Origin of the sequence: Neokomagataea thailandica NBRC 106555, assembly GCF_001598495.1 — a bacterium.
Taxonomy (GTDB): domain Bacteria; phylum Pseudomonadota; class Alphaproteobacteria; order Acetobacterales; family Acetobacteraceae; genus Gluconobacter; species Gluconobacter thailandicus_A.
This window is the reverse complement of sequence record NZ_BCZB01000001.1, coordinates 106,550-119,828: the sequence shown is the minus strand read 5'-3', so window position 1 is coordinate 119,828 and position 13,279 is coordinate 106,550. Positions and strand designations below refer to the sequence as shown.

At 54.8% G+C, this 13,279-nt stretch carries 9 protein-coding genes; 3 read left to right on the top strand and 6 right to left on the bottom strand.

From position 1 onward, the window contains the following. The first annotated feature begins 28 nt into the window (after positions 1-28). Positions 29-595 carry an RNA 2',3'-cyclic phosphodiesterase gene (thpR, locus tag NTH01S_RS00495; RefSeq protein WP_068167698.1) on the top strand — a complete coding sequence of 189 codons (567 nt, stop codon included), beginning with the start codon at positions 29-31 and terminating at the stop codon, positions 593-595. Positions 596-615: 20 nt separating this feature from the next. Here thpR and NTH01S_RS00490 read toward each other — a convergent pair whose 3' ends face one another. Genes NTH01S_RS00490 through NTH01S_RS00480 form a run of 3 tightly spaced genes read right to left on the bottom strand, consistent with a single transcriptional unit; the run spans position 616 to position 5,044 of the window. Then, positions 616-1,314 (bottom strand): MarC family protein, encoded by a 699-nt coding sequence (locus tag NTH01S_RS00490; protein WP_068167696.1) that lies wholly within the window; start codon positions 1,312-1,314, stop codon positions 616-618. Beyond that, positions 1,311-3,419 (bottom strand): lysylphosphatidylglycerol synthase domain-containing protein, encoded by a 2,109-nt coding sequence (locus tag NTH01S_RS00485; RefSeq protein ID WP_068167694.1) that lies wholly within the window; start codon positions 3,417-3,419, stop codon positions 1,311-1,313. Before NTH01S_RS00485 ends, NTH01S_RS00490 begins: the two co-directional genes overlap by 4 nt. A gap of 5 nt (positions 3,420-3,424) precedes the next feature. After that, positions 3,425-5,044: a lysine--tRNA ligase gene (locus NTH01S_RS00480; protein ID WP_068167691.1), complete on the bottom strand. Its 1,620-nt coding sequence runs from the start codon at positions 5,042-5,044 to the stop codon at positions 3,425-3,427. Between the two features lie 178 nt (positions 5,045-5,222). Here NTH01S_RS00480 and NTH01S_RS00475 point away from each other — a divergent pair, with 178 nt between their 5' ends. Further along, positions 5,223-8,165 (top strand): ATP-dependent DNA helicase, encoded by a 2,943-nt coding sequence (locus NTH01S_RS00475; protein WP_068167690.1) that lies wholly within the window; start codon positions 5,223-5,225, stop codon positions 8,163-8,165. A gap of 17 nt (positions 8,166-8,182) precedes the next feature. Beyond that, a complete protein-coding gene (locus tag NTH01S_RS00470) occupies positions 8,183-10,513 on the top strand; it encodes a DUF3772 domain-containing protein (RefSeq protein ID WP_068167687.1) in 2,331 nt (776 codons plus the stop codon). 39 nt (positions 10,514-10,552) lie between these two features. Here the strand turns inward: NTH01S_RS00470 and NTH01S_RS00465 are convergent, their stop codons facing one another. The 3 genes from NTH01S_RS00465 to NTH01S_RS00455 form a co-directional block, all read right to left on the bottom strand. Beyond that, complete coding sequence (locus tag NTH01S_RS00465) at positions 10,553-11,137, bottom strand: CPBP family glutamic-type intramembrane protease (RefSeq protein ID WP_157070806.1); 585 nt, start codon at positions 11,135-11,137, stop codon at positions 10,553-10,555. A gap of 123 nt (positions 11,138-11,260) precedes the next feature. Then, the gene (locus tag NTH01S_RS00460; RefSeq protein ID WP_267288019.1) at positions 11,261-12,307 is read right to left on the bottom strand and encodes a glycosyltransferase family 4 protein; all 1,047 of its coding nucleotides are present in this window, start codon (positions 12,305-12,307) and stop codon (positions 11,261-11,263) included. After that, a complete protein-coding gene (locus NTH01S_RS00455) occupies positions 12,304-13,212 on the bottom strand; it encodes a UDP-2,3-diacylglucosamine diphosphatase (protein WP_068167683.1) in 909 nt (302 codons plus the stop codon). The genes NTH01S_RS00460 and NTH01S_RS00455 overlap by 4 nt, the downstream gene beginning before the upstream one ends. Between the last annotated feature and the right edge of the window lie 67 nt (positions 13,213-13,279).

Below are 13,279 nucleotides of genomic sequence, written 5' to 3'. Positions count from 1 at the left end.
GGTTATAGCCTTTTTAGGGAGCGCCACAGTGAGACTTTTCGTCGCCCTCGACCTTTCCGACGCCCTGCGTGAGGAACTCGCCCTCCTCCGTGGATCACTCCCCAATGTTCAGTGGATTCCTAAAGAGAATTATCACCTCACCCTACGATTCATCGGTGAAGTCTCCTCACGCGCAGACCAAGAAGACATAGACCTCGCCCTCTCACGCTTATCATGGGAACCGTTTGACCTTTCTCTTCTCGGTGCGGGACTGCGCGAGAATACAACCAACGACACGCTCACAATTCACGTAGAGCGCAGCGAGGCACTGACCAACCTTCAAACCAACATTGAAAGGCACCTTCGCCGCGCAGGATGCACAACCCTACGTAAACGCTTTCACCCCGAGATTGCCCTTGGTCACCTCAGTTCTTCACGCCGCGAAGAAGCAGCACGCTGGGTCCAAGCGCATAATCTCTTCCGCAGCGCTCCCATGAATGTGCAGCACGTCACGCTCTTTGAGAGCCTCAAAGGCTTTGGCCAGCACACCTATGTCCCACAAGCCGAGTATGCTTGGTGCCCAGATATGCCACTTGTCCCAGAATACGAAGACTAATACCCCTAAGCGTCAGGCGCCTAATGCAACGCCTGACGCACCGCAGCCGTCACGAATCCAGAAACGCCAGAGGCGAGAATCTGCACACCAATCGCCAGCAAGATCAAAGCCGCCAAACGGCTCACAATACGCGCCCCCGTCACACCTAAGAACGACACAACGCGCTCAGCATACGAGTATAAAACGGCTATCAACAACGCCATGGCCGTTGCCGCCACAGAAATACCGATGAGATAATGCATCTCAGGCATGGCATCGGGCCGTGATGTACTCAGTGCAATTGCAACGGAAATACTCCCCGGCCCCACCGTAAAAGGCATCGCCAATGGGAAAAAAGCGTGTTCCTGCAAATCCAAGGCTGATGCCGTCCGCCCACCTTGCAAGGCTTGACGTTCTTTCCGCTCTTCATTTGCTTTAGGCTGCTGCAACATCACCCATGCACGCGCCACAACAACCAAGCCGCCCGTTACACGCAGAGCATCCATGCTGATACCAAAAAAATGGAGGATCCAGCCTCCCCCCCATAATGATACCAACAAAATAATGAGCGAGTTGAGAGCAACTGAGCGGGCTAAAACCAGCACATCCCGCCGCTCTCGGCCTTCTGTCGCCTGCGCGAAGATCATGGACGCCCCAAAAGGGTTAATGATCGAAAACAACGCAGGGAATGCGATGAGCCAAGCTGTTACCGCATCTGCAAAACTAGAAGACAAAGTCACGATTGAACCGCGCGCGCAAAATCATCCGACCGAGCGGCTCGACGGCGTGCCAAACGCTCTTCTCCCATGAGAAAAGCTTTAACACGGCGGTAGTCCTCGGTAAGGCAACATATAGCACCGCGCTCCCCTGAGGGGCAAACCGTCAAACCCAAATCATTATAAACGGCCACCAGAGAAGGACCGACTTGTACGAAAGCCAAATGCTTGCCTTCTTGCAGCGCAAAATCCCGCAAACGCCAAATGGCAGCAATCGCATTCCGCTCTGCACCGGCAGGGTCCCCTAAACCAATAATAAATTGACCTGCCCGCAGGAAAGGAATGGCCGCTTTCCCAGCTTCATCCAATAATAGACCATTAGGACGACGCGGCGTGAACTCCTGCAAGGCACGTGGCAAATTACGATAAAGAGCCTCGTTATCTTGCGTCCAGTCTTCAAAACGTATCCGCGCACGGCGCATCCCAACCCGCAGCGCCACCAGACCACACACAGCCGACAATGCCAAAAACCAACGCCCAACAGCCGTATGCGCATCATAAATCATGGCACGCCACCAGATTGGCCCCAAATGACGCTCCATCGCCACCCATGCAACACCCACAAGGCCCAACACCCACAATGTGACCGGCGCGAGCATAAAAGGCGTCAACGGCGCAGAGAGCAAATGAGCACGCCGATAATAACAATTTCGGAACGGCAGCAACAAAACCAACGCCATAATTGGCCCCAGTACAGCCAGTACAGGCGCGCCACGTAACAGCAATAACACAATAGAGGCCAACAGAACGCCTGTGGACACTTTCCATGCCAAGGCCACACGCTGTTGAAGCCCCAAGGCCAGCCCCAAAAGCGCAACCCCCATCACGGTCAACGACAGACCCGACAATTGGACAACAGCCGCCCAAAACACCCCGTGCAACGGCGGCAACCGCGCCCATAAGGTATAGACAACCAACACGACACCAATGGTCGCTTGCACCCCAGAAGCAACCGCTACCGAGAAATCAGCCTCAGATTCCAACAGCACCTGACTGGGCCGCATCCTCTGGCGAATTTGCCCGGCTGAAACAAGTGCTTGCTCACCCCGCAAGAACAGCTCATGCCCAGCGAACATCAAACCCGCCATCACGAGCGGAATGATGTAGTAAAACAAACGGAATACCAGAATGGCGCCCATAATCTCTGCAACCGGTAAATATGGTCGTAGCGCAAAAATCATCGCACCATCGAACACACCCAACCCACCGGGTACATTCGCCATCAAACCTGCCGTGTAAGAAGCAATATAAATGGCCAAAAATGTCCCAAAACCGAAATGAGCTTGCGGCGGCAGATGTGGCAAAACCGCATACGCAATCAGCGCGGTCGCGGCCATATCCGCAGCACTCACAACAATCTGAGAGAAAGCAATACGCGTACGCGGCACTTCAATCACATGACCGCGAATAGTCACGGCCCGCCCCAAACGGGACAAGATCAAATACGCGCCCAAAACCAGCCAGCATCCCACACCAATAGCCTGTAAAATCGGTGCCGGCATATGAATGAAGGAGGGCACAGCATGCGGCTCAAGCAGAAAAATCGAGCCAATTAACGCACATGTTCCGAGCAAATACGTCGCGGAACAAAAGCCTATAATCTGCGCAATCTGCCCAGGTGCAACGCCCCAGCTACGGTATAAACGAAAGCGTACCGCCGCCCCAGAAATCGCAGCACAGCCTAAATTATGGGAAAGCACATAAGAGCAAAATGCCGCAAAGGCCGAACGCCGATACGACACATCAGCCCGCACATGAACACAGGCCAAATAATCATAAAACGATAACACGAAATACGACAAAAACGTCGCAGCAGCCCCCGCCATCAACGCATGGTGCGGTATTGCCGCAAGGCTATGACCAATATCCTTCAGCGATAAGTGCTTTAACTCACGCCAAATCACCGTCACAGCGGCAACAAGCAGTACCACGCCAACCAATGCCGGAGCCCGCGCCAAAAGGCGCCGCCACCGAGGGGGGGCAACACATTCCTCCCCCTCACACACCAAGTCCGGTTCCTCTGGTGCTGCCGGCGTCACCGACCACGCCTCGTCAGCGGACTTGCTCATAGGCCTTAACCCTGCTCACCCTCGCTGGACGGACGCGCCAGCGCAGTACGGATCAACTCAACCGTCTCTTTCAAGCCGAACAACGACGCGAAAATACCAAAACGCGGCCCCTCGCTCTGGCCCAGAAGCACCTCGTAAAGGCAACCAAACCACGACCGCAGTTCAGACTTCTCAAAGTAACGCTTACCCACCTCAAAAACGACATCCTGCACGGCCACTGGCGGTGTAGAGACATCCAACTTGGCCAACTCATCCGCCAAATCTTCAAGACCACGACGTTCGCGGTCCGTCGGATCACGATACGTCTTATTCGGTGAAACTTGCTCAGTGAAATACGTTAACGCGCAGCCAACCAAGCGATCCACATAAGGATGCGTCTCAGGCGACAAGGTCGGATCATAACGGCGCAAGAACTTCCACAACGTGTCCGTATCACGCGCATTCGCCACATTCGCGAGGTTCAACAGCGCCGTGTAGGAGACGGGGCTAGTATCTTCCGGGCGAATAGTCCCACCATGGATCGACCATACCGGGTTCGCCTTGAGGTCATCGCCTTCTTGCTGCCCAGCCTTACCCACCAAGGTCAGGTAATCATCTGTCGCTCGCGGAATGACATCAAAGAACAGACGCTTCGCACGGGTCGGCTGTTGGAACATATACTGCGCCAAGCTTTCCGGCGTACCGTAACGCAGCCATTCCTCAACGGACAAACCATTGCCCTTAGACTTACTGATCTTCTGCCCTTGTGCATCCAAGAACAGTTCATAAGTCAAACCAGCGGGCGGCTCTTTACCCAAGATACGGCATATTTTGGACGACAAACGCACGCTGTCGATCAAGTCCTTACCGGACATTTCATAATCAACGCCCAGCGCATACCAGCGCATAGCCCAATCCGCTTTCCACTGCATCTTGGCATTACCGCCAAGCACAGACGTCTCAAAGCGCTTACCGCTTTCATCATCCCACACCACGGTCCCCGCATCCGGGTCCACCTTAATAATGGGCACCTGCATGACCTGCCCTGTTTCTGGGTGGATCGGCAAAACAGGAGAATACGTCGCCCGACGGTCTGGGCCTAGGGTTGGGATAATGGTGGCTACGACTTCATCATGCACTTCCAGCATACGGCGCAGCGCCGCATCAAAAGTGCCATTCGTGTAGTAATCTGTGGCGGATGCAAATTCGTATTGGAAACCAAAGCTGTCGAGGAACTGACGCAAACGCGCGTTATTATGCGCGGCAAAACTATCATACTCACCAAATGGGTCAGGAATCCGCGTCAACGGTAAGCCCAAATGCTTCGCCAACATCTCTTGCTGCGGCACATTGGTTGGCACCTTACGCAAGGCATCCATATCATCCGAAAATGCCAAAAGACGCGTCGGGCGACCTGTCAGCGCTTCATAGGCCTTACGCACCCATGTCGTACGGGCAACTTCGCCAAACGTACCAATATGCGGCAAACCAGAGGGGCCATAGCCCGTCTCCAGCAATGCAGGTTTATCCGCATCACGTTTGCCAACATGCTCGGCAATCTTGCGGGCCTCCTCAAAAGGCCATGCTTTCGGGAGCGGCGCGGACGCAGCGGGGCGGGGGGTTGTAGAAGAGTTCTGCTTTTCCATGATTACCCCAAAAAATAGGGAGCCACGTTTCTCCGGTCAAGCAATACGCAGAGTAACACAGCATTTAGTTCCCTTTCCAAGGTATCAAAACGCGTCATTTTTCTCAAATCGTACCATTTTCACGATCCGTTCTGCTTTTCCCTCGCAGTGTTCTGCCCCTCAGGGTAAACTCCCAACAATGTCCACGCCCGTCTCCCATACTCCGCCCGCTCATCTTTCACCGTTCGATGCCCCTGCCCTCATCGCACGACGTGGCCATTCTTCGCTGCTCACCCCAGATGGAGAACTCCTCTCCCTCACCGTTACCGAGACACGCGCCCACCTCCTCAGCCTCTCACCACCACTACTCATCCACGGCCCCAGCGCCATGCGCGCCCTCGGCTTGCCGCCGCATACACAGCCCGTCCCATGGTTTGACCTGCTGGAACTCTTTCTATTCGTGCACCCCGCACGCACGGTCGCCCCAACGCCACGCGGCATGGCCCTCGCGTTAGAGATTGAGCCCCCCGCCACCATCGGGGCCGATTTCTTACCGCGCCTATGCGAAATCTTGCTCGACCAGCTCCACGCAAAAGCCCAAACACAAGAGGGCCACACATTACGCGCCCTCCTCACACCGCTCACACGCTCAGGCTGGGTCTGGAGCCATGAGGTCAGCCATGTTCTTGGCGCCGCCAATCATACGTCCGGCCACCCTCATGACGCGATTCGTATTTGGCGCCGCCTCCCCAAATGGGAAGATGAGGCTCAACGCCCACCACCCAGCGCTCACCCCGTTGACCCCCTCGCCGCGCGTGAACGCCTCCGTGACATCCTAGGCGCACAAGCCGAGATCCGGCCCGGACAAGCCGACTTCTCCTCCGTTGCCACCGCCGCCTTTGAACCACGAGAAGCCGTTGGCACGCCCAATGTCGTTCTTGCTGAAGCAGGAACAGGCACCGGAAAAACCCTTGGCTATATTGCCCCCGCTAGCCTCTGGGCCGAACGAAATGACGGCGCCGTCTGGCTCAGCACCTATACCCGGCACCTTCAAAAGCAGTTGGAGAAAGAACTCCACCGCCTCTACCCGGACAAAGCCACACGCCGAAGCAAAGTCGTGGTGCGTAAAGGACGCGAAAACTACCTCTGCTTGCTGAATATGGAGGATATGCTCAACGCCACCACAGCACGCGCCGCCTCATCCCCCGATGGCGGCAAGAACCTCCTCCCCCTTGCCCTCATCGCCCGTTGGGCTGAAGCCAGCCAAGACGGGGACCTTATGGGCGGGGACCTGCCCGGATGGTTCGGGGAAGTCTTCGGGCAAGGCATCCTGCACAGCATCGCAGACCGGCGCGGTGAGTGCATCCACGCCTCATGCCCGCATTACCAAACGTGCTTTGTCGAACATGGCATCCGCCGCGCAAAACACGCAGACCTTGTCGTCGCCAACCATGCCCTCATCATGGCGCAAGCCTCATGGAACGCCGCCACCCCAGAAGGCATCCCGGATGAAGACAGCACCCCATCACGCTATGTCTTTGACGAAGGGCATCACGTCCCAGATGCCGCCGATAGTGCCTTTTCAACGGTCCTCTGCGGCCTTGAAGCCGCTGAACTCCGCCGCTGGCTCCTCGGCGCTGAAGGCAGCCGCTCCCGCGCGCGCGGATTATTGCGCCGTATTGAAGATTTATTAGAGCGCGTCCCCACCCTTGATGGCCCCGTGCATGCTGTTCTCGCAGCCGCACACGCCCTGCCCGCGCCGGGATGGAGCGAACGCCTAAATCCTTCCAGCGCGACCGAACCTCCCGCTGATCCCGAACAAGATGATCTTCTCAGCGGCATCCTGCCCGCCACCCCGCATGAGAATAATCCGTCTGAAGCCTTCCTCCGCGCCCTCAACGCACAACTCCGCAACCGCCGCCAGACACAAGAACGCGTCAACAACCCTTACCCGCCCTCAGAATGTGACCTATTCCCCGCAGAACCCGGCATTCTCGACACCGCGCAGACCCTCTCTGCCGCATTCCACACCCTCAAACGCCCCCTCCAACATCTCAGCAATCAACTCGCCGCCCAGCTAGACGATGACCCCGAGATGGATTCCGGCACGCGCCAACGCATTGAAGCGATGATCCGCAGCCTCTACCGTCGCGCCACACTGCGCGTCAGCGGATGGATCGGCATGCTCGATGCCGTCTGCCACCCACCAGAACCCAACACACACGCCCCCCAATATGTGGACTTCATCCGCACCGAACCCTTACCGCGCAACCGCTCCGGCGGCGGCACACATGATGTCGGGCTGCACAGACACTGGCTGGACCCGACCATCCCTTTCGCCTCAGCCATACAAACAGCCGCACATGGCCTGCTCCTCACCTCCGCTACACTGCGGGATCAAAGCGGCACTGCCTTTGATCAAGACGGCACGCGTGATTGGCAAGCGGCAGAGCTGCGCCTTGGGGCCACGCATTTCATCAAGCCCCCCATCCGCGCCTCCGTCCTCAGTCCGTTTGATTACGCGAACCAAACCCGCGCCTATGTCGTAACCGATGTCTCCACCGAACCGGCATCTCTCGCATGGGCCTTTCAAGCCTTGTTCGAAGCATCAGGCGGCGGCGCACTTGGCCTGTTCACCGCGATCAAACGCCTGCGTGATGTCCACCAGCGCATTCATGAGCACCTCGAAGAACAAGGAATACCGCTCTACGCGCAGCATGTGGATGCAATGGACAACGCCACCTTAGTCGATATTTTCCGTACGGAAATCCATTCCTGCCTGCTCGGCACAGATGCCATGCGCGATGGCGTCGATGTTCCCGGTGAAGCACTGCGTATGGTCGTGTTCGAGAAAACCCCATGGCCTCGCCCCGATATTCTCCACCGCGAACGCCGCCGTGTTCTGGCCGATGGACACCCAAGTGATTATGATGACCGCCTAACCCGCATGAAACTTCGCCAAGCCTTCGGACGCTTAATCCGACACGGCACCGATCGTGGTGTCTTCGTGATCTTAGACCGACGCATGCCGTCACGCCTCTTAACGGCTTTTCCCGCAGGTGTGACCGTGCATCGCTTCAGCCTTGCCGATACACTGACGGATATTCAGACCTTCTTCACGCCAACACCCGACGCATCTTAACGCAGGACACACGCCTAATGTCGCCTCTTTCCCACCACACACACCGCTACAGACGCGCATTACAGTTGTGCATCCTCGCCTTCATCACGCTCTGCGCATCCATTTCGTCCATAAAAGCCGCACCCAACCTCACCATTGTCGGGCAAGACTGGCGCAACATCTCAACGACAATTGGGCATAGCCTTGATGATAGCGCTCACGACCTCCAAAATATCAATACGAGCCTAGACCAAGCGAGCACCAACCCTGACAACAGCACATTAGATACGCTGATCCACCAAGCGCAAACGACACAACAAGCCATGCGCGGCACGATCGATCAGCTTCAAGCCTTTGATGACATCACCCAATCTTATCTTAAAATCCTCGGCCCTAAAGCCGCAGACCATGAAGATAGCGCCATAACAACCCAGCGCGCCGCCCTCCTCAGCAACGCCCAAGCCGTGCAAACATCTCTGATGCGCGCCAAGCTGTACGCACTCCAAGCCCAACAGCTCATCACAACCCTCAATGCCCGCCGTATGCGCCTGCACCACGCCACATTGTGGGAGCCTGTTCCGTCTCCACTCAGCCCTCATTTCTGGTCCAGCCTTGCCTCAGAAAACGCTGAAAATCACGGCTCTTTCCATAAAGGCGGCACATTAGAGTATTGGGGAACACTACTGGGCAGCCTCCTCGCCACACTCCTCATCACCCCGCTCATTATCCCCGCTATCTTGCGGGTCGCCCTACGCACACCAGCCATCTCGGAAGACGAAGAAACCCCAACGATTGGGACCTCCCTCCGCGGTGGTATCTTCGTAACCTTCCTGGGCGGATTGGTCGGCGCCATCGTTGCGGGCCTCCTCTGGGCTATACTCATAGCGCTTCTCCCCGGTGGCCCCGCTCTTGATGGTAATATCTTCGCACTCACACTCGCGCAGACCCTGCCTTTCTGCGGCTTCATTATCGGCACAGGCCACGCACTGACCGGGCGTCATAGCCCCCTCGCCCACCACCACTCGGACCTTGCCGCACTCCTGCGTAAAATCGATGGTGCACTCGCCATCGCAATCGTGACGCTCAACATCCTGCGCACAGCTCTTGAACAAGATGTCTTTGGGCCAACGCTGCTCATTGTCCTCGAAATTCTGTTCGTATTAAGCGTCAATATCACCGCGATCCTGATCTTCCGTAAACTCCGCTCCATCGAAGGCACGAACAGCTTCGCCCCCTCATTGCTCGGCCTCGTGGTGCTCACCTTCATCCTCAGCAGCGCCGCTATTCTTCTACGCCATACACCAACCGCATTTTTCCTCATCGGCTGGCTGCTCACGCTCGGCACGGCCCTCCTCACCACCGGACTACTCGCTCTCTTCTGGCGTCACGCGCTTGAGCAGTTGCTTGACCCAGAAGGCCGCATTGGCCGACATCTCAGCGGACTTGGCCTACCAGAACGCCGCCTCCAACAACTGACGGTCCTACTCTCTGGGCTAGGCAATCTGTTTCTCTTTTTCCTCCTCGTCTCCACCGCTCAAAGCAGTGGCAGCGCCAACCCCGGAGATGTCGGTGAACGTCTGCGCTTACTCTTTATCGGCAATACCATTGGTGGCGTACATGTCTCCCTCGGCACAATCCTCACCATTATCCTCATTTTCTTCGCGGCCTCTTACCTAATCCAACAAGTCCGCCAGTGGATCCGAGATCGTTTTCTCCCCACAACACGCCTCGATATCGGCGCACGTAATTCCATCACCTCCATTTTCACCTATTGCTCATGGATCTTGGTTGGGTTGTTTGAACTCAGCCTCGCTGGCCTGTCTGTTCAAAACCTGACATGGGTGGTCAGTGCCCTCTCAGTCGGTATCGGTTTTGGCCTTCAATCTATTGTCCAGAACTTCGTCTCCGGCATTATTCTCCTCGCAGAGCGCCCGGTACGTATTGGTGACGTGGTCGAAATTTCGGGCAATCGTGGCGATGTCAAACGCATCAGCATTCGCGCCACAGAACTCAACCTGAGCGACGGCTCAACGGTGATCGTGCCGAACTCACAATTCATCACGTCCAGCGTAAAAAACGCCACCTTCTCCGGCGCCACCAGCGCATTATCCATGACCTTCAATGTCCCAACATCCTGTGACCTTGATGCCGTACGCGCCAAACTCATCGAGATTGCGGCTGAACGTGACGAAGTCCTCGCTGATCCCGCACCAACTGTCCGCATCAATGCTTTGGGCGATGCCACCGTCACCATGGTCATGACCGTACGCCTCAGCACCCCCAAAGACGCCAGTAAGGTTCAAGATGCCGTACTCTTCGGCATCTTCCGCCGTTTCCGTGAGGAATATGTTAAACTAACGACGGTTTAATATTTATATTACCCCAAATCACTCACTGGAGAGGCACCATTACATGCTTCTCCAGTGAAAAGAATGATGCTGCATTAAAAATAAAGCCAAAATAGAAAACGAATTCGTAATTGAATGAACTAAAAAAATCGAGAAGAAAGGGTTATTCTGTGATTTTATTCTATTTTCATATCCATATGCCCACAAAAAACCGACAAACATCATGAATACCACATATACCGAACTATAATAATGATTTATGCCAAATATTATTCCTGATATGATGATTGGAAAAAGCGGAGAATTTTTGAAAAATTTTTTCATTATAAACAGAATAAAACTCTGAAAAAATAACGTCTCAAGAAGAGGTCCGATACATACAGCAAGAAAAATCAACCTAATGTAATCTTCAACATTAAATGTATTGGACCACGGTACTCTTTCCACAGGGTCAGATAATAATATTGACGCCACAGCACCAACTATAACTTTAACAACCTCCGTCATGACAGAAAAAACAAGAATGAAGTGCCAAAAACTCAACGCCGTCACACGAGCATCAACCGAATTCTTGTACTGACGTAAGACATTAATATATTTTTTTACACGCACTTGAATGGCCCTAGTCCCATAAAAATGCGCCAACTATAATCATAATGATCTAGAAATGTTAATATCCGTTCCCTAGGCATGTGCCAAACAAAACTACCTCGGTGCCCACACGCAATCTTCAGGATAACTCGTCCAACAACCACAAGATCTCAACAACTAGCCCTCAAAAAACGGCTGCAACACGCCCTCAAACAAATCCGTACACGCTTCCCAGGTAAAGCGCTCAGCATGTTTCCGACATTCCGCCCGATCAGCCTTCAACGCAGCCAAACACGCTGCTTTCAAATCGGACCCAACAGAACCAATGCGCCCATTCGTCCCTGCAAGAATATCGCGCGGCCCCGTCACATCATATGCAGCACACGGCGTGCCACTGGCCAATGCCTCCAACAGCACAAGACCAAACGTATCCGTCACACTTGGGAACACGAAAACATCGCCCCCAGCATAAGCGGCTGATAGCTCCCCCTCATCCAAACGCCCTGTAAAAAACGCCTGAGGGAATTTTTGTTCCAAAGCCGGACGCTGCGGCCCATCCCCCACAACCACTTTCGTACCGGGAAGATCTAGCGACAAAAACGCCTCGATATTCTTCTCAACCGCAACGCGCCCAACATAAATAAAGATCGGGCCTGATACGCCCAGTCGTGCTTTCCAGTCACAACGCGGCTCCGGCGCAAAACGCTCCAGATTAACCCCACGCGTCCACGGGCTTAAACGCGTAAAGCCACGCCATTCCAAATCTTCCCGCAAGCTCGCCGTGGCCACTAACGTCGCCGAGGCCGCATTGTGAAAGTGCCGCAACAGACGATAAGAGAGGTTCAGACCAAACTTAATCCGCGCCTGCACATATTCCGGGAAACGCGTGTGATAGGAGGTCGTAAACGGCACACCCTTCTTGCGCGCCCAGCGCCAAGCAGCCCAACCGATGGGACCCTCTGTAACGATATGCAGCACCTCAGGCCGAAATTCCCGCATAATCTGCGCAAACTTCCCACCCGGCCGTGTTGCCAAGCGAATTTCCGGATAAGTCGGGCACGGCACGGTGTGGAACTGATCTGGCCCCACAACGCGTACCTCATGGCCGCGCTTACGCAGTTCTTCCACCACGATGGACATTGTGCGCACAACGCCATTGACCTGAGGGTGCCACGCATCCGTAGCAATCAAAATACGTCGTAAAACGCGAGGTGTCTCTGTCACGCTGTTTGCTTTGCTTCCATTGTGGTGTCGGAGGACATACCCTGCTGCATCATCTGCGCCAGCACAGGTTTCAAATCATCCCCAAGCGCACCAGCAGGCTTATTAATCTCAGACAGCGTGGTCTTCCACGCCTCATGCATCCGCGCGGTCCAGTCAACGAGCTCAAACTGGCCATCCCATTTTTCCACCAGAGCGGTGCAGCTTTCTACCCAATCCCCAGTGTTCATATACGTCACACCGCCAATATCGCGGATTTCAGCCGTATGAATATGCCCACAGATTACACCATCTGCACCAATTTGCTTCGCTTCACGTGCCAGCGCCATTTCAAAACGATCAATCGCTTTAACCGCACTTTTCACGCGCTTTTTAGCCCATGCAGAGAATGAGCGATACGGCAAACCCAACTTACGACGTGCGACATTAATCCAACGATTAAGGAACAGAGCCGCCGTATAAGCATGATCGCCCAACACCGCCAAAAGCGGATAACACCGGACAATGCTATCAAACTCATCGCCATGAATGACCAGATATTTACGCCCATCCGCAGCAATATGCTCAGCCTTTGGCACCAAGCGGATAGAAGCAATTTTTAATTCCATCGAGAGCCAATTGCGGAGCATCTCGTCATGGTTTCCGGGGATATAAATGACTTCGGTGCCATTACGTGCCAACCGCAAGATCAGACGAAGAAATTCATCATGCGCCTCATCCCAATACCACGCACGTCGAAGTCTCCACCCGTCAATAATATCACCAACAAGGTAAAGGCGCTCACACGTAATAGTACGTAAGAAGTCAGTTGTCAGAGCAACACGACTTCCTCGTGTACCCATATGAATGTCCGAAATAAAAACCGATCGATAAGACGTCGGCTCGGAACTTTCCACTGTGAAACGCATGGGACCCGCCCCCTCGCTATTACAGTCCTAGGACATGCTCTGTTTTAAACGATTCCTTCTCCTTGCC

Bases quoted from the DNA above. Each gene is read 5' to 3' on its own strand.
- NTH01S_RS00485 (WP_068167694.1), bottom strand. From the start codon at position 3,419: ATGAGCAAGTCCGCTGACGAGGCGTGGTCGGTGACGCCGGCAGCACCA.
- NTH01S_RS00480 (WP_068167691.1), bottom strand. From the start codon at position 5,044: ATGGAAAAGCAGAACTCTTCTACAACCCCCCGCCCCGCTGCGTCCGCG.
- NTH01S_RS00475 (WP_068167690.1), top strand. From the start codon at position 5,223: ATGTCCACGCCCGTCTCCCATACTCCGCCCGCTCATCTTTCACCGTTC.
- NTH01S_RS00470 (WP_068167687.1), top strand. From the start codon at position 8,183: ATGTCGCCTCTTTCCCACCACACACACCGCTACAGACGCGCATTACAG.
- NTH01S_RS00455 (WP_068167683.1), bottom strand. From the start codon at position 13,212: ATGCGTTTCACAGTGGAAAGTTCCGAGCCGACGTCTTATCGATCGGTT.